This is a genomic window from Arcobacter sp. F2176 (assembly GCF_004116465.1).
GTDB classification, from domain to species: Bacteria; Campylobacterota; Campylobacteria; order Campylobacterales; family Arcobacteraceae; genus Arcobacter; species Arcobacter siniprincipis.
The window spans coordinates 1-1,316 of record NZ_PDJV01000051.1 but is presented as its reverse complement, the minus strand read 5'-3'; the positions used below and the strand labels follow the sequence as shown (position 1 = coordinate 1,316).

Annotated in this window: 2 protein-coding genes; both read left to right on the top strand. The window is 33.4% G+C overall.

All coding sequences use genetic code 11. From position 1 onward, the window contains the following. A partial coding sequence (locus CRU95_RS16095; protein ID WP_258238748.1) for a cbb3-type cytochrome c oxidase subunit I occupies positions 1-602 on the top strand: 602 nt, incomplete at its 5' end. A gap of 15 nt (positions 603-617) precedes the next feature. Then, the gene (ccoO, locus tag CRU95_RS16090; RefSeq protein ID WP_129102122.1) at positions 618-1,301 is read left to right on the top strand and encodes a cytochrome-c oxidase, cbb3-type subunit II; all 684 of its coding nucleotides are present in this window, start codon (positions 618-620) and stop codon (positions 1,299-1,301) included. Positions 1,302-1,316: the final 15 nt, after the last annotated feature.

Here is a 1,316-nt window from a genome sequence, read left to right as displayed (position 1 = left end):
TTGTTTTAATTTTACCATCATGGGGATCAGCTATTAATATGCTTTTAACAATGAAGGGTGAATGGCAACAATTACAATCTAATACATTAATTAAATTTATGATTTTAGCATCGACTTTTTATATGTTATCAACAATTGAAGGTCCAATTCAATCAATTAAATCAGTTAATGCGATTGCTCACTTTACAGACTGGATTCCAGGTCATGTACATGATGGTACATTGGGTTGGGTTGTATTTATGATTATGGCAGCTTTATATCATATGGCTCCAAGAATGTACGGTAGAGAAATTTATTCTAAATCGTTAATGGATACACAATTTTGGTTACAAACTACAGGTATCGTATTGTACTTTACATCTATGTGGATAGCTGGTATTACACAAGGTATGATGTGGAGAGCATATGATGAATATGGTTCATTAGTTTACTCTTTCATAGATACAGTAAATGTATTAAAACCATACTATACAATTAGAGCTGTTGGTGGATTATTGTACTTAATTGGTTTCTTTATGTTTGCATATAATATGTATAAAACGGCAACTGCAGGAAGAGTTCTTGATAAAGAACCAATCAACGCAACGCCAGTAGCTGCATAAGAAGGAGGAATTATTATGTTTCATTGGTTCGAACAAAGACCGTTTTTCTTTGCGGTATTAGTATTTATATTTATAGCATTTGCAGGTATAATAGAAGTTATACCAGACTTTGCAAAACAAAGTAGACCAACAGTTGGTACAAAACCATATTCAATTTTAGAGTTAACAGGTAGAAATGTTTATATTAAAGATTCATGTAATGCTTGTCACTCACAATTAATTAGACCATTTAAATCAGAGACAGATAGATATGGTATGTATTCACTGTCAGGTGAGTATGTATATGATAGACCATTTTTATGGGGATCAAAAAGAACTGGACCAGATTTAATGAGAGTTGGGAATTATAGAACAACAGATTGGCATGAGAATCATATGATGGATCCAGCATCAGTAGTACCAGGTTCAATAATGCCATCATATGCACATCAGTTTACAAATATGGCAGATGTAGAGACTGCATATGGAGAAGCTGTAACAGTAAAAGGTGTGTTTAATACTCCTTATGATGTAGATTTAGATGGAGATGGGAAAGTTGATGTTCCATTAGGGACTTTTGAAGAAGCGAAAGCAGAGGCTTTAAAAGAAGCGAAAGCTATTGCTGCTGATATGAAAAATCAAGCTGTAAAAGATGCCGTAGCAAACGGTCAGATTCCTGAGATTGTAGCGCTTATTGCGTATTTGAATTCTTTAAAATAAGAGGTTATTATGAGT

Coding starts and splice junctions, on each gene's coding strand:
- ccoO (WP_129102122.1), top strand. CDS start 618: ATGTTTCATTGGTTCGAACAAAGACCGTTTTTCTTTGCGGTATTAGTA.